The organism is Pantoea brenneri (genome assembly GCF_038594305.1).
In the GTDB taxonomy this organism is placed as follows: Bacteria; Pseudomonadota; Gammaproteobacteria; order Enterobacterales; family Enterobacteriaceae; genus Pantoea; species Pantoea brenneri.
The window spans coordinates 194,013-212,222 of sequence record NZ_JBCGBG010000001.1 but is presented as its reverse complement, the minus strand read 5'-3'; the positions used below and the strand labels follow the sequence as shown (position 1 = coordinate 212,222).

At 57.5% G+C, this 18,210-nt stretch carries 16 protein-coding genes; 7 read left to right on the top strand and 9 right to left on the bottom strand.

Annotated features, from left to right (window positions below; translation table 11 throughout):
• The first annotated feature begins 167 nt into the window (after positions 1-167).
• Positions 168-1,331, top strand: coding sequence for a D-alanyl-D-alanine-carboxypeptidase/endopeptidase AmpH (gene ampH, locus AABB92_RS00980; RefSeq protein ID WP_031375844.1), 1,164 nt, complete (start codon positions 168-170; stop codon positions 1,329-1,331).
• Here the strand turns inward: ampH and AABB92_RS00975 are convergent.
• The 4 genes from AABB92_RS00975 to AABB92_RS00960 form a co-directional block, all read right to left on the bottom strand.
• The gene (locus tag AABB92_RS00975; protein ID WP_031375843.1) at positions 1,328-2,401 is read right to left on the bottom strand and encodes a DUF1176 domain-containing protein; all 1,074 of its coding nucleotides are present in this window, start codon (positions 2,399-2,401) and stop codon (positions 1,328-1,330) included. The genes ampH and AABB92_RS00975 overlap by 4 nt on opposite strands.
• Before the next feature lie 187 nt (positions 2,402-2,588).
• A complete protein-coding gene (nudK, locus tag AABB92_RS00970) occupies positions 2,589-3,167 on the bottom strand; it encodes a GDP-mannose pyrophosphatase NudK (RefSeq protein WP_031375842.1) in 579 nt (192 codons plus the stop codon).
• Positions 3,168-3,311: 144 nt separating this feature from the next.
• On the bottom strand, positions 3,312-4,808 hold the full coding sequence (ansP, locus tag AABB92_RS00965; protein WP_031375841.1) for an L-asparagine permease: 1,497 nt from the start codon (positions 4,806-4,808) through the stop codon (positions 3,312-3,314).
• A 281-nt stretch (positions 4,809-5,089) separates the two neighbouring features.
• Positions 5,090-5,362 carry a YdgH/BhsA/McbA-like domain containing protein gene (locus AABB92_RS00960; RefSeq protein WP_031375840.1) on the bottom strand — a complete coding sequence of 91 codons (273 nt, stop codon included), beginning with the start codon at positions 5,360-5,362 and terminating at the stop codon, positions 5,090-5,092.
• 254 nt (positions 5,363-5,616) lie between these two features.
• Between AABB92_RS00960 and narQ the strand changes: the two genes are divergently transcribed.
• From narQ to acrD, 3 genes are all read left to right on the top strand, one after another.
• Entirely contained in the window at positions 5,617-7,305 is a 1,689-nt protein-coding gene (gene narQ, locus AABB92_RS00955) for a nitrate/nitrite two-component system sensor histidine kinase NarQ (protein ID WP_046288179.1), read from the top strand.
• A gap of 158 nt (positions 7,306-7,463) precedes the next feature.
• Entirely contained in the window at positions 7,464-8,096 is a 633-nt protein-coding gene (locus tag AABB92_RS00950; RefSeq protein WP_031375839.1) for a response regulator, read from the top strand.
• Positions 8,097-8,267: 171 nt separating this feature from the next.
• Complete coding sequence (gene acrD / locus AABB92_RS00945) at positions 8,268-11,384, top strand: multidrug efflux RND transporter permease AcrD (protein WP_031375838.1); 3,117 nt, start codon at positions 8,268-8,270, stop codon at positions 11,382-11,384.
• Positions 11,385-11,511: 127 nt separating this feature from the next.
• On the opposite strand, the gene ypfM is transcribed toward acrD, so the two are convergent.
• A complete protein-coding gene (ypfM, locus tag AABB92_RS23395; RefSeq protein ID WP_139015967.1) occupies positions 11,512-11,574 on the bottom strand; it encodes a protein YpfM in 63 nt (20 codons plus the stop codon).
• A 402-nt stretch (positions 11,575-11,976) separates the two neighbouring features.
• On the opposite strand from ypfM, the gene AABB92_RS00940 reads away from it, so the two are divergent.
• The 3 genes from AABB92_RS00940 to AABB92_RS00930 are packed head-to-tail and all read left to right on the top strand — an operon-like array spanning position 11,977 to position 13,685.
• The gene (locus tag AABB92_RS00940) at positions 11,977-12,345 is read left to right on the top strand and encodes an ArsC family reductase (RefSeq protein WP_031375836.1); all 369 of its coding nucleotides are present in this window, start codon (positions 11,977-11,979) and stop codon (positions 12,343-12,345) included.
• Between the two features lies 1 nt (position 12,346).
• Positions 12,347-13,474: a succinyl-diaminopimelate desuccinylase gene (gene dapE, locus AABB92_RS00935; protein WP_031375835.1), complete on the top strand. Its 1,128-nt coding sequence runs from the start codon at positions 12,347-12,349 to the stop codon at positions 13,472-13,474.
• 22 nt (positions 13,475-13,496) lie between these two features.
• The gene (locus AABB92_RS00930) at positions 13,497-13,685 is read left to right on the top strand and encodes a YpfN family protein (RefSeq protein ID WP_031375834.1); all 189 of its coding nucleotides are present in this window, start codon (positions 13,497-13,499) and stop codon (positions 13,683-13,685) included.
• Positions 13,686-13,716: 31 nt separating this feature from the next.
• Here AABB92_RS00930 and ypfH read toward each other — a convergent pair whose 3' ends face one another.
• From ypfH to purC, 4 genes are all read right to left on the bottom strand, one after another.
• Positions 13,717-14,397, bottom strand: a complete 681-nt coding sequence (ypfH, locus tag AABB92_RS00925; protein ID WP_031375833.1) for an esterase — start codon at positions 14,395-14,397, stop codon at positions 13,717-13,719.
• Between the two features lie 73 nt (positions 14,398-14,470).
• Positions 14,471-16,438: a tRNA(Met) cytidine acetyltransferase TmcA gene (locus AABB92_RS00920; protein ID WP_046288178.1), complete on the bottom strand. Its 1,968-nt coding sequence runs from the start codon at positions 16,436-16,438 to the stop codon at positions 14,471-14,473.
• Positions 16,435-17,304, bottom strand: a complete 870-nt coding sequence (gene ypfJ / locus AABB92_RS00915; RefSeq protein ID WP_031375391.1) for a KPN_02809 family neutral zinc metallopeptidase — start codon at positions 17,302-17,304, stop codon at positions 16,435-16,437. Before ypfJ ends, AABB92_RS00920 begins: the two co-directional genes overlap by 4 nt.
• 126 nt (positions 17,305-17,430) lie before the next feature.
• Entirely contained in the window at positions 17,431-18,144 is a 714-nt protein-coding gene (gene purC, locus AABB92_RS00910) for a phosphoribosylaminoimidazolesuccinocarboxamide synthase (RefSeq protein WP_031375390.1), read from the bottom strand.
• Positions 18,145-18,210: the final 66 nt, after the last annotated feature.

Here is an 18,210-nt window from a genome sequence, read left to right as displayed (position 1 = left end):
CTCGCGCAAACTGATTACTATAGACTCGTCCTATTTTACGCTGCCTGTCCGCTGGCCGCCCGCCTCTTCCTGTCTGATGGAATGTTGCGGTTTGCTGTCGGCGACTTCCTGAAGTATTAAGGCAGCCATTTTCCGCCGATTTAATAGCGAAGCCCTCTCCGTTGAACATGCGCACATCATATTTACTGGCCTTAATGGTTTCTCTGCTTCCATTAAAAAGCATGGCGCAGGTCGCGCCCGATCCATTGCTGGCGTCACAGATTGTCGATCGCTATGCGGAACATATCTTTTACGGCAGCGGCGCGACCGGCATGGCGCTGGTGGCCATTGATGGCAATCAGCGGGTGTTCGCCAGCTTTGGTGAAACCCGGCCAGGCAACAATGTGCGTCCGCAAAAAGATTCGCTGATTCGCATCGCCTCACTCAGTAAGCTCATGACCAGCGAAGTGATGGTAAAGCTGGCGGAGCGCGGCCAGATCCGCCTCGACGATCCGCTCAGTAAATATGCGCCGCCGGGCGCGCGGGTACCGGGCTACAACGGCCAGCCGATTCGTCTGATTAACCTGTCGACTCATACCAGCGGTCTGCCGCGTGAGCAGCCCGGCGGTAAACCTCATCGTCCGGTCTTTGTCTGGCCCACACGCGCTGAGCGCTGGGACTGGCTCTCTGGTGCCACGCTTAAATCAGCACCGGGCAGCGATGCCGCCTATTCCAACCTGGGATACGATCTGCTGAGCGATGCGTTGTCGCGGGCAGCGGGTACGCCTTATCCGGCGCTGTTTCAGCAGCTGATTACCCGACCGCTCGGCATGAAAGACACCACGTTTACCCCGTCGCCAGAGCAGTGCAGCCGGTTAATGGTGGCCGAGAAAGGCGCCAGCCCTTGTAACAATACGCTGGCCGCGATTGGCAGCGGCGGCGTCTACTCCACGCCGGATGATATGGGTCGCTGGATGCAGCAATTCCTTAATTCATCGGTCAACCAGCGCACGCCGCAGATCGATCGGCTGCAGACGCTGATCTATCGCCGCGAGCAGTTGCATAAAGTTGAAGGCATGGATGTGCCGGGCAAAGCCGACGCGCTGGGAATGGGCTGGGTCTATATGGGACCAAAATCCGGACGTCCTGGCATCATTCAGAAAACCGGCGGTGGCGGCGGCTTCATTACCTATATGGCGATGGTGCCGCAGCATAATGTGGGAGTGTTTGTGGTCGTCACCCGCTCACCGCTCACCCGCTTTACACCGATGAGCGATGGCGTGAACAACATGCTGGCTGAACTGGTCGGTAACCAGCTGGGATCACCGATGATGGTGCAGGCGATTCGTTAACGTTGCTGCACCGCACTGGCGGACTGGCTTACCCACAGGGTGGGCCAGTCATCGCTGCTGTGCCAGGCGTCACAGGTCGATTCTTCAGCATACTCCGCCAGCACAAAACGCGTGCCGTCAAACTGCCAGCGTGTCGCTCTGCCGCAGTCGCCTAATCCGCGTCCTTTGCCAAAGGTATAGAGCTGGCCGGTAGCCGCATCGTAATCCGCATTGATCAACTCAAGCTGGCGTTCGCTGGTACCCGGTGGCGTAAATGGCAGGGTCAGCGTCACCCCTCTCGCCACGTAAGGCTGACTGCGCGTCACTTCAAACGCCAGATCGATCACGTTGTAAGCGCCCATTTCGCAACTCACCAGCAGCAGCGCTTTCTGATCGGTCAGCGGCGCCACGCTCACTTCGCGCCGCATCGGGTCCAGCGAACAGGAGTCGGTATTGATGCGCCAGGTGCCGTAATCGATCAGTCCGCTGGTCTCTTCGCGGGTCAGCGCAGCAGGCTGAGGCGGCGCGGGCGGTAATGGCGGCAGAGTCGGTGACGGCGGCACATCCCAGCTGGCCCGGTCGCCGCGCTTAACCCAGGCACTCATGCCATTCACCCTGCCCTGCACATCATCCATCAGCAGCAGTGCCGCTTTCATGCCGCGCAGCGAGATCAGGGCATTGGGATCGTAGGTGAGCTGCACGGTTTTTGCGTCCAGTACCAAATCAAGGAATTCATCGATGGCGATGGCGTTGCTGGTGGCGAGATGATGGGGTTCTACCGTCCAGTGTTTCAGATCGGGTTTGAGGCGACGCTGGTCGAGCAACAGATTATCCTGCAGCGGCCCGCCCTTCAGCTCACCGCTGTAGGCGCTGCCATAGTCGATACGCAGCAGCGGGCGGTCATTGACCCCCGCATGACGCGAAATCGTCATTACTAATCCTTTGTCGCCCGGAATATTGCGTGCCACGCAGAATGCCGCGTTGTTACAGGTCATTTGCCAGTCGTTAAACGACTTCTGCAACGGTTCGGCCTGCACAGAGGCAACCAACAGCGAAGACGACAGCCACAGCGATTTCATCCAATACGACATTAAGAAAATCGATCCCCGAATACTCAGAGTGGAGATGATAGCGCATCAACGGGCCCGACGGCGGCCGCATTCTGTGAACCCGTCCAGAAAGCGCGATTAACTGCTTAAAAAGCAGCCATGGTTCAGTGAAAAGTAACGCATCAGCCACCGCTACTCAGGATAAAATCGGATCGGTTCGCTGCGCGCGTTACGGCTTTAACCAGCCCGCTAACTGCGCATGCTGTAACAACATCACGGTTTTACCGTCGCAGATGCGGCCATCTTTGACCATCGCCAGCGCCTCAGGAAAAGCGATCTCCAGCACCTCGATCGATTCATCCTCAACCCCGCCGCCCGCATTGTCGCGCAGCGATTCATTATACTCAGCAGCGAAAAAGTGGATAAGCTCGGTCACTCCGCCCGGCGACATGTAGCAGGCATAGAGTTTTTCTACCTCGCCTACCGCATAACCGGTCTCTTCAATCGCCTCTTTGCGAATGCAATCTTCGGGTGAATCGTCGTCGAGTAAGCCAGCGCAGGCTTCGATCAGCATGCCGCTGTGGTTACCGTTGACGTAGGTGGCGATGCGGAACTGACGCGTCAGCACCACGTTGTTCTTTTCGCGGTTATACAGCAGGATAGTCGCCCCGTTGCCGCGATCGTAGACTTCGCGTTTGTGGCGAATCACTTTGTCACGCCGGTCGGTGATTTCATAGGTGAAGTTGCGTAGCACAAACCAGTTATCAGACAGCAACTTATCTTTGATGACATTGATCTTAAACGACATGCGCGCTCCGCTACAGCATAAAGGGAGTCTGCCATCATAGGATGAAGCCGCTGGGAAAACTATCTGAATTCGCCTGCCGCCGCGCTGGATAAACGGCAATAAAAAAGCCAGCCCGCAGGCTGGCTTATTCACGACGCGCTGAGATTAGTGCGAGCTTTCATCTGCCAGTCGGGCTGGCTTCGGCTCTTCTTCATGGTGATCGTGTTCGGTTTCCGCAATAGCGCTGACGCGCTTACGGACCCCAAACCACCCCAGCACCAGAATCACCGCAATCAGCGGGATTGAGGCGATGGTGTAGGTGCCGTTCGGATAATCAAACGCCATCAACACCAGCACGCTGAACAGGAACAGCAGCGTCAGCCACGAGGTAAACGGCGCGCCTGGCAGCTTAAAGCTGACGTCATCCGCTTTGCCTTCTTTGATCGCCTTACGCAGCCGCAGCTGGCACACCACAATAAAGGCCCAGGAAGAGATAATTCCCAGCGAAGCGACGTTCAGGACAATCTCGAATACCTGCGAAGGCACATAGTAGTTAAGCACCACGCCAATCACGTAGACGCCGATGGTGACCAGAATACCGGCATAAGGCACCTGCTGACCGTTCATCTTTGACATGAATTTTGGTGCCGATCCGCCCATCGACATGGAACGCAGAATACGTCCGGTCGAGTAAAGGCCGGAGTTCAGGCTGGAGAGCGCCGCGCTCAGCACCACGATATTCATGATGCTGCCAATGTAAGGCACGCCCAGCTTCGAGAAGAAGGTCACAAACGGACTCTGACCTGCCTGATAGGCATTCCACGGCAGCAGCATCACCAGCAGCACCACCGACCCGACATAGAACAGGCCGATACGCCAGATCACGCTATTGATCGCTTTTGGCAGCATGGTTTTCGGGTCTTTACATTCGCCGGCCGCAGTGCCGACCAGCTCAATCGAGGCGAAGGCAAATACCACCCCCTGAATCAGTACCAGCGCCGGCAGTAAGCCATGCGGGAACAGGCCGCCGTTGTCGCTAATCAGATGGAAACCGGTACTGTTGCCATCCAGCGGTTTGCCGGTGCCGAGGAACACCACGCCCACCACCAGAAACAGCACAATCGCCAGCACTTTGACCAGCGCGAACCAGAACTCCATCTCGGCGAACCACTTCACGCCAATCATGTTCATGGTGCCTACGATGGCCAGCGCGCCAAGCGCGAAGACCCACTGTGGCACATCGCCAAACGCGCCCCAGTAGTGCATGTAGAGCGCGACGGCGGTGATGTCGACGATACCGGTCATGGCCCAGTTCACGAAATACATCCAGCCTGCGACGTATGACGCTTTTTCACCGAGGAATTCACGGGCATAGGAGACGAAGCTGCCGCTGCTGGGGCGATGTAATACCAGTTCGCCTAGGGCACGCAGGATAAAGAAGGAGAAGATGCCGCACACCAGATAGATGATAGCCAGCGCCGGTCCGGCCGCCTGCAGACGGCCACCGGCCCCCAGGAACAGACCGGTGCCGATGGCGCCGCCGATAGCAATCATCTGTACGTGACGGTTGCCCATCGCCTTTTGATAGCCGCTGTCGTGCGAATTAAGCCAGCGTCTTTTTGCAGCGCGCATCTCGGCCGCAGATTTTTTATTCGATTTCATAGCTTTCCTGTTTGTCCTGACCATCAGTCGCAGTACATCCAAACGATTGCGTTATGCCATGCGAAATGGGGTATTTTCCTCTGTGCGTCTGCCTGTGAGTTAGCGAAAGCAGCGCGGGAATTAACGGCGATGAATCCTACCCGTTCTGCAAGAACGAAGCAAAATATAGTGGGAGGCTGCACGGGTTGATTTGTAAGAATCGGTTCTGATGCACAAAAACAAAAAAACCGGCCGCAAACGGGCCGGTAAAAGCTACAGGGATGGAAACCGGGAGGGTGGGATTAGCGGTAGATCTCTGCGGTACCGGTCCACAGGCTGGAGTCACCCGGGTTGTCGACACCGATAACGCGATAGTGGCTGGCGCCCATCTCTTCCGCTTTTTGTGACAGCTGGCGATTCGCATCATCCAGTGAGCCACGGACATTAGAGACGGAAACGTTGCCGATGCTCTGCATACTCTGCGCCTGGTCACGGTCAACCGGCAGCGCAGCGAAGGTTGAAAATGAGGCGGTAGCCAGCAGGGCACCAGCCAGAACTGCATTCAGTCTTTTCATCAGATGCTCCTTAAAATGTGATCCGCGAGTGTTTTAATGACTGGATGAATTATTAACGCTGCAATGAAAGGCAACCTCTGCCGGGCGTAAAGCTGGTTATTTTTTAAACGCCTTTGTCTGTGCGTTCCTGGGAACGGTCAGTTGCGGTCATTTTATGTACATTATGTAACGGCTTGTGTAATAAACAGGGTATTGGGACTTTGCGTTGTGCCACCGCTCTCTTATAATCCCGCACTCCCTACAGGGCTATTGATGTGATTGTTAAACGTTCCGTTACCCACAGCATTGCGCAGGCGTTAAGCGCCATCGTGCTGCTTTCACTGCTGACCACCGGTCTGGCGCTGGTCACCCTCTTCAGTAGCCAGCGTGATGCCGAAGCGATCAATCTGGCAGGATCGCTGCGGATGCAGAGTTACCGTATGGCCTGGGATGCCAGCAGTCAGCCACAGCAGCTGCCTCAACATCTGGTGCTGTTCCGGCAGACGCTCGACGCTCCGGTGCTGCAAAAGCTGGATCGCCCCTGGGTGCCGCGCGAAGTTAAGCTGCTCTACCAGCGGTTACGCGCAGGCTGGCCGTCATTGCAGCAGCGGCTGGAACAGGGTGATGCGCTGGCTTATCAACAGCAGGTACCGCTTTACGTCGGCGAGATCGACCGTTTCGTGCTGGGCTTGCAGCGCTATGCTGAACTGAAAATGCGGCTGGTAGCGGCCAGCAGCCTGGCCGGGGTCATCGCCATTGTGGCGCTGGCGCTGCTGACTATTCGGTTCACCCGGCAGCAGGTGGTGCGCCCGCTCAATGCGCTCGTCACCGCCAGCCGCTATGTTGAGAGCGGCAATTTTGATTTTCCGCCGCTCAGGGTGGAGCAGCAGAACGAACTAAAGGTGCTGTCGCAAGCGTTTAGCGGCATGGCGACCCGTCTGCATTCACACTATCAGCTGCTGGAAAGCACGGTGCGCGCCAAAACCGAAGATCTTACTCAGGCCAACCGCACACTGTCGCTGCTGTACGACAGCTCACAGATGCTGACCGCCAGCCCGCTGCATCCGGCCCTGTTTGAAGCGGTGCTCAATAATGTCCTGACCCGCGAGAAACTGACGGCGATTCGGCTCGACAGCGACCAGTTTCATTTTCATGCCGGTGAATGTGATGCCACCACGGACTGGCAACGACTGCCGCTGCAGCAGGGCGACCAGCAGATTGGCGAACTGCGCTGGCGGGCGCGCGCCCCTGCCCCGGCGGATGAGTTAATGCGCAGCCTGGCGGCGATGCTGGGACGCGCCATCTGGATCTGGCAGGCCCAGAAGCAGCATCAGCAGATGCTGCTGATTGAGGAACGCACCACTATCGCTCGCGAACTGCACGATTCGCTGGCGCAGTCGCTGTCATTTTTGCGCATTCAGCTTACGCTGCTGCGACGGACCGTCGATAAATCTGACCACGCCGCCCACGGCATCATTGCCGACTTTGATCAGGCGCTGGCCGATGCCTATCGCCAGTTACGGGAACTGCTGACTACCTTTCGCCTGACCATCGAACAGGCGGATCTGGTGGCGGCGATGCAGGCGATGATCGCCTCGCTGCAGGAACAGACCGGCGCGCAGATTCTCTTCAACTATCAGCCAGGCTTAGAGAGTCTCGAAGCGCAGCAGCAGGTCCATGTTTTACAGATCGCCCGCGAAGCGTTGCTGAATGCGATTCGTCACGCCAGCGCGCAGTGCATCAGCATTGATTATCAGCACACCGAACAGGGTGAGCACTTACTGACGATTACCGATGACGGCGTTGGCATCAGCAACACCGATGAACCGCCAGGCCACTACGGACTGACCATTATGGCGGAGCGCGCGCAGCGCTTAGACGGCAAGCTCAGCATCAGCGCCCAGCCACGCGGCACCCAGGTCGCACTGCGATTTCCACCGCGTCCGGCGCGTCAGTTCGAATAGCGTGCCGGTGCGGGTTAACAGATTATTGATAAGCGATCGCCAGCCTGTTTCAGGCGAATGGCGACAGCAGAGCCGCTGCGGCGCAGAATTCTGTGTCAGCAGCAGGTGACATCTTTCACGCATAACAGCCTGAAACAGTTCGGGGAAAGGAAAAGAACATGCAACAGCCCACATTAACTTTGATGATTGTTGACGATCATCCGCTGATGCGCCGGGGGATTCGTCAGCTACTGGCGCTCGATCCCCGGCTGGTCGTGATCGCAGAAGCCAACAACGGCACGGAAGCGCTGGCAGAGGCTCGCCAGCATGAGCCGGATGTGATCCTGCTCGACCTGAATATGAAAGGCATGTCGGGACTGGATACCCTTAAAGCCCTGCGCCACGAAGGCATCAGTTCGCGCATTCTGGTGCTGACCGTCTCTGACGCCCACAGTGATATTTTCACCATGGTGGATGCCGGTGCCGATGGGTATCTGCTGAAAGACAGCGAGCCGGAGATCCTGCTGGGACAGATTCTGCAAGCTTCCCAGGGCGAAAAAGTGTTCAGCGAAGGCGTCGCCCGTTATCTTGCCAATCGCCAGCACAGCGCCGATCCTTTACGCCAGCTGACTGAGCGTGAGCGTGATGTGCTGCAGGAGGTGGCGCGCGGTCTGTCGAATAAAGAGATTGGCACCATTCTGCATATCTCAGAAGAGACGGTAAAAGTGCATATCCGCAACCTGTTGCGTAAACTGGATGTGCGCTCGCGCGTTGCCGCGACCGTGCTCTGGCTTGAAAGCCGCCATCGTTAAATAATCGGAGAATTTACACTTTCTCCACAATTTCTCCACGATTCTCTAATTGACCGCACGTAGAGTAAGTGTCGGCAGGAAATCGTGGAAGAGATCATCCGGTTGCTCTGCCGGTGCACCCTTTCCTGGGCTCTCATTCCTGATAAAAAAGCACTGAGGAGTGTCGATTTAATGTCGAATTTCTTTATCGACCGACCCATCTTTGCATGGGTTCTGGCGATTTTGCTGTGTCTTTGCGGCACCCTTTCCATTATTTCGCTGCCTATTGAACAGTATCCCGACCTGGCACCGCCCAACGTGCGGATCACCGCTAACTATCCTGGCGCCTCTGCCGAAACGCTGGAGAACACCGTTACCCAGGTGATCGAGCAGAATATGACTGGCATCGATAACCTGATGTACATGTCATCCAACAGCAGCAACACCGGCCAGGCGCAGATCACCCTCACCTTCACCGCTGGCACCGATCCGGATGAAGCGCGCCAGCAGGTACAAAACCAGCTGCAATCCGCGCTGCGTAAATTACCCCAGGCAGTGCAGTCACAGGGCGTGACGGTCAACAAAACCGGCGACAGCAACATTCTGATGGTGGCTTTTGTCTCGACCGACGGCAGCATGGATAAGCAGGATATTGCAGATTATGTCGCCAGTAACATCCAGGATCCGCTGAGCCGTATTGATGGCGTCGGCCAGGTAGATGCTTATGGTTCACAATATGCGATGCGCATCTGGCTCGATCCCAACAAGCTGATCGCCTACTCCCTGACCACCGATGATGTGGTCAGCGCCATCGAATCGCAGAATGCCCAGGTCGCCGTCGGCCAGGTTGGCGGCCTGCCATCGGTAGACAAGCAGGCGCTTAACGCCACGGTGAATGCCCAGTCGATGCTGCAGACGCCGGAGCAGTTCCGGGCGATTACCCTGAAGAACAATCCTGATGGTTCGGTGGTCACGCTGGGTGATGTCGCCAGCGTGGCGCTCGGTGCCGAAAAATATGACTACCTCAGCCGCTATAATGGCCAGCCCGCTTCCGGTCTGGGGGTAAAACTGGCCTCGGGTGCCAATGAGATGAATACCGACAAGCTGGTGCGGGCGCGTATTGAGGAGTTATCCCACTATTTCCCGCACGGGCTGGAAGCCAAAATCGCCTATGAAACTTCGCCATTCGTCAAAGCGTCAATTACCGATGTGGTGAAGACGCTGCTGGAAGCGATTGTGCTGGTGTTTGGTGTGATGTACCTGTTTATGCAGAACTTCCGCGCCACGCTGATCCCCACCATCGCCGTCCCGGTGGTGCTGTTTGGCACCTTCAGCGTGCTCTACGCCTGCGGTTTCAGTATCAATACCCTGACGATGTTCGCCATGGTGCTGGCGATCGGCCTGCTGGTGGATGACGCCATCGTGGTGGTGGAAAACGTTGAACGCCTGATGAGTGAAGAGGGATTGTCGCCGCGTGCCGCGACACGCAAATCGATGGGCCAGATTCAGGGCGCGCTGGTCGGTATCGCACTGGTGCTGTCGGCAGTCTTCGTGCCGATGGCTTTTTTTGGCGGCACGGTCGGGGCCATTTATCGCCAGTTCTCAATCACCATTGTGTCGGCAATGGTGTTGTCGGTACTGGTGGCGATGATCCTGACGCCCGCGCTGTGCGCCACGCTGCTCAAGCCGGTGAAGCCCGGCGAGTCGCACGGGCGTGGCGGCTTCTTCGGCTGGTTCAACCGTCACTTCAATAAAAACGCGGACCGTTACCAGCACGGCGTGGCAGGTATTCTGCGTAAGGGCGGCCGCTGGCTGCTGCTCTATCTTGCGCTTATCGGCCTGATGGCCTTTCTGTTTCTGCGTCTGCCCACTTCTTTCCTGCCGCTGGAAGATCGCGGCGTGTTTCTGACCCAGGTCCAGCTTCCGGCCGGTGCCACCTTAGAGCAGACTGCCGCCGTGGTGGCAAAAGTCGAAAATTACTATCTGACCGAAGAACAGGCCAATGTGCTGTCGGTGTTCTCGACCATCGGCGCCGGGCCTGGCGGTAACGGTCAGAACGTGGCGCGGCTGTTTGTCCGACTGAAAAACTGGGAAGATCGTCCCGGTGCCGATCGCACCTCGTTCGCGATTATTGATCGCGCCACAAAAGCGTTTCAGAAGATTAAAGAGGGTCGGGTGATCGCCAGCAGTCCGCCGGCCATTACTGGCATGGGCAGTTCGTCGGGCTTTGACCTGCAGCTGCAGGATCATGCCGGGCTCGGCCATGCCCGGTTAATGGCGATGCGCGATAAGCTACTGGAGATGGCCGCCAGCGATAAATCGTTATCGCGGGTGCGCCACAACGGACTCGACGACAGCCCACAGTTACAGATTGATGTCGATGAGCGCAAAGCGCAGGCGCTGGGCGTCTCGCTCGATACCATCAACGACACCCTGACCACCGCCTGGGGCTCAAGCTATGTGAATGACTTCCTCGATCGTGGCCGGGTGAAAAAAGTCTATGTCCAGGCGGCAGCCGAATTCCGCATGCTGCCGGGCGATATCAATAAGTGGTACGTGCGCAACAGCAGCGGCGGCATGGTGCCCTTCTCCGCGTTCGCCACCAGCCACTGGGAGACCGGTTCCCCCCGGCTGGAGCGCTACAACGGTTACTCCTCGCTGGAGATTGTCGGTGAAGCCGCCAACGGCGTCAGCAGCGGCACCGCGATGGATGAGATGGAAAAACTGGTCAACGCCTTACCGCTGGGCGTCGGCTTCCAGTGGAGCGGCGCTTCGTACCAGGAGCGTCTGTCCGGCTCGCAGGCACCGGCGCTGTATGCTATTTCGCTGCTGGTGGTGTTCCTCTGCCTCGCCGCGCTGTATGAGAGCTGGTCGATTCCGTTCTCAGTGATGCTGGTGGTCCCGCTCGGCGTGGTCGGCGCGCTGATTGCCACCTGGCTGCGCGGGCTGGAGAATGACGTCTATTTCCAGGTCGGGTTGCTGACGGTGGTGGGCCTCTCCGCCAAGAACGCCATTCTGATTGTTGAGTTTGCCAATGAGATCAACAGCAAAGGCGGCGAACTGGTGGCATCAACGCTGGAGGCCGCCCGCCAGCGCCTGCGGCCGATTCTGATGACCTCGCTGGCCTTTATCTTCGGGGTACTGCCGATGGCGATCAGCAGCGGTGCCGGCTCCGGCAGTCAGCATGCGGTCGGTACCGGCGTGATGGGTGGCATGATCTCCGCCACGCTGCTGGCGATCTTCTTCGTACCGCTGTTCTTCGTGCTGGTACGCCGTCGTTTCCCGCTGAAAGAGAAACCGCACGATTAAGCAGGCTGACTCAGCAGGGAGTCGCGCCAGAAATAAAAAGCGGCCACTGATATCAGTGACCGCCTTATTTCTGTGTGTGGTAAGAATTGCAGCAAGAGGGGAAACGCCCTGCTTTTCTCGTCACGTGTTACTTGTTGCGTAACATCGCTTCGATAAATTCTTTCCAGTTCCCCATTTCAGTGTCAATCATAATGCCCTCTCTTATTGTGATGGCAATGTTACGCGTTTTTTTTCATCAGGTGAATACGTTTACACCTGTTATCACTATCGGCAGCGGTGAATAAAACCTGAGTTTTATCGGATTTGGTAGCTGACGCACATTTCAGCAACTGCTTAACCCGCCTGCAATTATTAATTGATAACCCCAGCGGTAGCTTATTTTCTCAACATGGCGAAATTCTTAATTATCCAATGATAAGCCAGGTAATGATTACGGCTGAAATTGATAACGTTTACCTGATGCCTGCCGGTAACGATTATTGACAGCTCTGGCCCGCCTGGTGAGATGCCGCAACGGATCGCACTATGCTAAACTCGCGCTTTGGCTGCTTTTTTCAGCTTCAACGTTTCACAGGACAATAAGGATCAGGCAATGAGCGCGCAGTGGGTGATGTACGGGATTAAAAATTGCGACACGATAAAAAAAGCCCGGGGCTTTTTAACGGCTGCTGGCATCGACTATCGGTTCCATGACTACCGTGCTGATGGCCTGAGTGACGCGCAGTTGCAGGAATTTATTGATGCGCTGGGTTATACCACCCTGCTCAACACCCGCGGCACCACCTGGCGCAAATTGCCCGAGGCAGAGCGCGAGGCCGTCACCGATGCAGACAGCGCCAAAGCGCTGATGCTGGCTCAGCCTGCGATGATTAAACGCCCGCTGTTACGCACTCCGGATGGCACTTTGCTTGCCGGCTTTAGTGAGACGACCTATCAGAATGCTATCCAGGAGAAGTCATAATATGTTTTGCCCGGTCATTGAGCTGACGCAACAGCTTATTCGTCGCCCGTCTCTCAGCCCCGATGATGCCGGCTGTCAGGCTCTGCTGATCGCCCGCTTGCAGGCGATTGGCTTTCACATCGAGACCATGAACATCGGTGACACCCTGAATTTCTGGGCGACCCGCGGTGAAGGCGAAACGCTGGCGTTTGCCGGTCATACCGATGTGGTCCCGGCGGGCGATTCCAGCCGCTGGATCAATCCTCCTTTTGAACCCACCATCCGCGACGGCATGCTGTTTGGCCGTGGCGCGGCCGATATGAAAGGCTCGCTGGCGGCGATGGTGGTGGCCGCCGAACGTTTTGTCGCCGTCCATCCTCACCATAAAGGCCGGCTGGCGTTTCTGATTACTTCCGATGAAGAGGCCAGCGGTGCTAACGGTACCGTTAAAGTGGTTGAGCGCCTGATGGCACGCCAGGAACGGCTTGATTACTGCCTGGTTGGCGAACCGTCCAGTACCGAAGTGGTGGGCGACGTAGTGAAAAATGGCCGGCGCGGCTCGATCACCGCGAATCTGACGGTGCATGGGGTTCAGGGTCATGTCGCCTATCCCCATCTGGCCGATAATCCGGTGCATCGGGCGATGCCGGCGCTGAATGAACTGGTGGCCGTCGAGTGGGACCAGGGCAATGCCTTCTTTCCGGCGACCAGCATGCAGATTGCCAACGTACAGGCCGGAACCGGCAGCAACAACGTCATCCCCGGCGAGCTGTTCGTGCAGTTCAACTTCCGTTTCAGCACTGAGCTGACCGATGAGATGATCCGTCAGCGGGTTGCAGAACTGCTGGATCGTCATCAGCTGCGCTACACCATTGAGTGGAAACTCTCGGGTCAGCCGTTCCTGACCGATCGCGGTAAGCTGGTCGATGCCGTCGTAAAAGCGGTGGCGCACTATAATGAGATTAAGCCGCAGCTGCTGACGACCGGCGGCACCTCTGATGGCCGGTTTATCGCCCGGATGGGTGCGCAGGTAGTAGAACTGGGTCCGGTGAATGCCACCATTCATAAAATCAATGAGTGTGTGAAAGCCTCCGACCTGCAGATGCTGAGCCGGATGTATCAACGCATCATGGAACAACTGATCGCCTGAGTGCGATATTAAGGAGCGGGAAATGGAGTTTATTAAAGACTACTGGTGGATCCTGGTGATCCTGCTGATGGTTGGCGTGCTGATGAATGTGTATAAAGATCTGAAACGCATCGATCACAAAAAATTTATGGATAACAAACCGGACCTGCCGCCGCATCGTGATTTTAACGATAAATGGGACGATGACGACGACTGGCCGAAGAAAAAGTAATCGCGGATGCCCTCGCCGTGCGAGGGCATTTTTACATCATCACAATCACATCGTCATCACCGGGTTTCGCCCCGCTTAACGCTTCATCAAAGTAGCGTTTCGGTACCGTATAGCGCAGATGATTAAGCGCCAGTTCCATACTGCGATGGTCAATCGCGTGGGCTAAATCATCAACAATATCCAGCGTCACATCACCGCCTAATGCCGTCAGTCGTTGCTCTGCATGTTGCGCATGATGCAGCGGGATCTGCTCATCATAATCGCCGTGGATCAGATGCACCGTGGTACGGGTGCTGGCTTTCTCTGGCAGGGTAACGAAACGGCCATTAAACACCACCGCGCGCCCCGCCAGGTCGGCATGGGCTTTTACCCCTTCCAGCACCATGCTGCCACCCTGCGAAAAGCCGATCAGCGCCGTAGCTTCCGCCCGGACACCACTCTGCTGCTGCCAGTGACGGACCGACTCGACAAACTGCGGCATGGCGGCATCTACCCGCTGCTGGACCGTCTGGTCGTGTAATTCCGCTTCAGTAAACCACTGACGACCAGCGGCAGGCGATCCTACCGAAACCACCAGCGCTTCAGGAAAAGTGCGGGCAAACCAGCTGCCGATCTCGCCCATTGAATCCGGATTGTCGCCCACGCCGTGATAAAGCAGGAACAGCTGGGCCGCCGTAGCAGGCTGTTGAACGATTACATATTTCAGTGTCATGTTGACCTCCTGTTGTCACTCTACGCCGCCGGGCGCGGAATGATATGAGGAATATTTGAAGCCGCCGGTCGAATTATTTCAACGACTGACGTAAGACGTCGGCATCAACGTCCTGCAGCGTTTCAAGTGCGATAGTGGCTTGCTGACGCAGTGCGGCAATTAACGCTTTACGGCCGCTCAGCCCCGCCTGCCGGGCCAGTGCAGTCAGCGCATCAGGAGCAGCGATAGCAGCCTCGATCAGCGGTAACGGCTGAGCAGAGACCCCAGCCAGCCGCTGCAACACCGGCAAACTGGCCTCCAGTGGCCGCTGCGCCCAGGCAAAACCGGCCGCCAGTCGGGCATCCTGCGGCGTGAAACCTGCCTCACGGCACGCAGTGATGTCCGGCTCCAGCGCGATATGCTGACGCAGCACCGGCCAGTCACGGGCCAGCTGGTGTGCGGCCCGCCGCTGTAACGTCTCACCGGCATCAGAACAGGCCAGCATCGCCATTGCGGCGTAGCAGCCGCTACTGGCTTCACGCTGGCTGCCGATGCGCACCAGGGTAAAACCACAGCTGCGCCAGAAAGCCCAAAGAGATTCAGTGTAGCCGAAGCTGACAGAAAGATAGTCGTAATCCGCGGCGGCATGACGGGCTGCCGCCACCAGTTGCTGACCGATGCCACGACGACGACTCTCCGCCGCCACGGCAATGCGGCTGATACGCAGTGAGCGTAACGTTGCCGCTTCAGCGAATCCGGCGTGCGCCGCCAGCGACTGAGCCACCAGATTGCCACGCGGCCGACGGGTACCGGCCCATACCGCCTCTGCCAGGGCAGCATCAAGCCCGCCCTCTTCCACCAGCCATAACGCGCCCTGCAACGCTAACGCGTTACCCGCCAGCCACAGCTGCATGCCGGGCGCATCCAGCAGACGACGTAAATCAAGCGGAGAGGTGCGGTAATGGGCGCTGGTCAGCAGCCGATAGGCCGCCTGCAACGCCGTAAAATCGTTGCGCGACGCCCGATGCGGAATGGCTGAGGATGACGGTGCGACGGCAGCAGCATCGTCAAACAGCAGCGCCTGGTTGAGCCAGCGTTCCAGCGGATCGCTGCGCGACCAGCGGAGTGGTTCATCAAGGGTGAAATAGCGAACCTGCGGCAGTCCGGCGCAAAATTTCAGGATAAAACCGCGTCCGCTGCCTTCGTAACCCTGCACCGTGGTGGTGAGTAATACCCGGGGAAAACGACTGATCAGCGCCTGCAGCAACGGCGCGGGAATGGCGGCGGCTTCATCAATAATCAGCCAGGCAGCGGGCGGCGGCGGCATCAGCGCCAGTAGCGCATCCGGGGCCATAAAATGAAAATGATCGCCGGCAAACGCGGCCAGTACCCCGGTGGACGCCCTGGCCGGCGCGGTCACCAGACAGTTTCCCTGCTGGCCCGCCAGCATGCCCGCCAGTGCCGACTTTCCGCGTCCGCGGGCGGCAGTCAGCACCGCCACGCCTGACGGCAGCGCCAGCAACTGCGCCAGCATCGCCTGCTGCTGTTGCGGTGCCCGACACTGCCACTGTGGCCAGTCTGTATGCGGCGGAAGACGGCAAGGCTGATGCTGCTGCTCCAGCAGCACTTCTGCATCGTTCAGAATCTGCTGTTGCAGATGATCAACGAAGCGTGGCGTGGCGATCGGCTCGGCGACGTCCGCCCAGCGCAGGCTATCAGCATCAGGTTGTTGCAGCCACCGGTCCCAGGGCGGGACCAGCAGCAGCAGCCAGCTACCGGCGGTTAAGGTGCCGGCCAGCGCGGCGAAGGCTTCAGCATGGAAGCCCTGCCGGGCATCGAAAATCGCATGATGAAATTCGCGTCCCAGCAGGGTGCGCACCGCCCCCGGCACGCAGTGCGGACCGGAAAACAGTGCGTTGTCGCTTAGCGTCAGCCAGTCACCCGCCAGCGCATCACGCCACGCCGTCGCCCGCATCAGGCACCACGCCGGATCGCCGCTGATCACCGCCAGCCGTCGAATCCCGGCCTGCTGCATCTGTGCGGTGAGGCGTTGCAGGGTCACTGGTTGCTGGCGAAGGTGTTGCACTGTCCCGGATTGCCACCATCAAAGCCGCGCTTGAACCAGCTGTATCGCTGCTGCGAGGTGCCGTGGGTAAAGCTGTCCGGCACTACCCGCCCCTGACTTTTTTGCTGCAGTCGATCGTCGCCAATCGCCTCAGCGGCATTCAGGGCTTCCTGCAGATCGCCAACCTCAAGGATATTTTCCTGCTGCATATAGTGTCCCCAGACGCCAGCGAAGCAGTCAGCCTGTAACTCCATTTTGACCGACAGCTGGTTTACCTGAGTCTGGCTGGCACCCTGCTGCATTTCGCGAACTTTCGGTTCGATACCCAACAGTTTCTGGACGTGATGGCCCACTTCATGCGCAATCACATAGCCCTGGGCAAAGTCACCACCGGCACCGAGTTTGGTTTTCATCTCATCATAAAACGAGAGATCGATATAAACCGTCTGATCGGCAGGACAGTAGAACGGCCCCATCACTGACTGGCCGGTACCGCAGCCGGTGCGGGTGGCACCGCGATACATCACCAGCTTCGGCGCGACATACTGTTTGTTCATCTGCTGGAACAGTTTCCCCCAGGTATCTTCGGTGGTCGCCAGCATCACTTTGGTAAATTTCGCCGCTTCATCCTCATTCGGACTGACGCTACGCTGCTGTTGCTGACTGGTCGGTGCCACTTCACCGCCGGTCAGTAAGGCGGTCAGGTCATAGCCATAATAGCCGGCCACCGCCACCACAATCAGCAGAACAATCCCGCCTTTGCCGCGCGGCAGACGAATCTGGCGGCCTCCTCCACCAAAACCGGATGATTGATCGCGACGGTCCTCTACATTGTCGCTTTCGCGACGCCCTTGCCAGCGCATGCTGTACTCCCTTAGCGGTTTACTCAGATGGCATGATTTTAGTTGTGTGCCGGGGCAATCACCAGCTTTATGCCAAAATGAAAAAAGGAGAGCCGGGGCTCTCCTTTTTCTGCGGTACGGCGCGACTTAGTCGAGCTTCACGCCCAGTCGCTGGGCAACCGCTTCATAGGCTTCAACCACGCCACCCAGGTTCTGGCGGAAACGGTCTTTGTCCATTTTATCCAGCGTCTGTTTGTCCCACAGGCGCGCGCCGTCTGGCGAGAACTCATCGCCCAGCGTCACTTCGCCGTTAAACAGACCAAACTCCAGCTTGAAGTCGACCAGAATTAAGCCGGCGTCATCAAACAGCTTGCTCAGCACTTCATTGGCTTTGAAGGTCAGTTCCTGCATCCGCGCCAGGTTTTCTTTGCTGACCCAGCCAAAGGTTTCGCAGTAGGATTCGTTGACCATCGGGTCATGTTTCGCATCATCTTTCAGGAAAAGATCGAACAGCGGTGGATTCAGCACCATCCCCTCTTCCACGCCCAGACGCTTAACCAGTGAACCCGCGGCACGGTTGCGGACGACACACTCAACCGGCACCATCTCCAGCTTCTTCACCAGCGCTTCGTTATCAGACAGCAGCGCTTCCATCTGGGTCGGGATACCCGCTTCCTGCAATTTAGTCATGATGAAATGGTTAAACTTGTTGTTTACCATTCCTTTGCGATCAAACTGCTCGATTCGGGCGCCGTCACCGGCTGACGTATCGTTGCGGAATTCGAGTATCAGCAGATCCGGATTGTCGGTGCTGTATACGGTTTTCGCTTTACCGCGATACAACTCAGCTCGCTTTTGCATCTTGTTAACTCCAGACTTGAAATAACGGGTGTTCAACGGCCTGTGCCGCTGCGGCGATTGGCGGGA